Source organism: Bradyrhizobium sp. P2_E8 (genome assembly GCF_056403875.1).
On the sequence record NZ_JBFUES010001935.1, the window covers coordinates 1 to 512 of the forward strand.

General features: G+C 67.4%; 1 pseudogene. It reads right to left on the minus strand.

The window, feature by feature from the left end:
* Positions 1 to 512 (minus strand): annotated as a pseudogene (locus AC1D00_RS44790) (caspase family protein); the annotation flags it as partial.

Genomic DNA, 512 nt, shown 5'->3' on the forward strand with positions numbered 1-512 from the left:
CTGACTGCACCTGACTGCACCAGTTTGGCCGTCTCCTGCGGCGAGAGACTCGGCGGCGTTTGGCTGGGCGCAACTGCGGCGACCTTCTGCTCGCCGTCACGCTGGGCCTTCTCAGTCGCCTGTTTTGCGGCCAGCTCGGAAGCCGCTTTGTCGTTCGCGATCTTGTCGGCGAGCGCCTTCGCGGCAGCCTGCTTGTCGGCCTGCACCTTGGCTGCAGCAGCCTCGGCATCCTTCCTGCGCTGCTCGGCCGCGGCCGCCTTGGCTTCCTCGACCTGCTTCGCCTTCTCGGCCGCGACCCGGGCATCCTCGGCGGCCTTGGCGGCGGCAGCCGCCTTGTCCTGCTCGGCCTTCTTGGCGCGGTCCGCCGCAAGCCGCGCCTTCTCCTCCTCTGCCTGCCGAGCCTTGTCTGCGGCCGCAGTGCGGGTTTCTTCGGCGGCGATCTTGTTCAACTGGCCCTTGGCGAGATCGGTGTAGAATCCATTCGGAAAGCGGTTGAGGAAGGCAGTCCATCC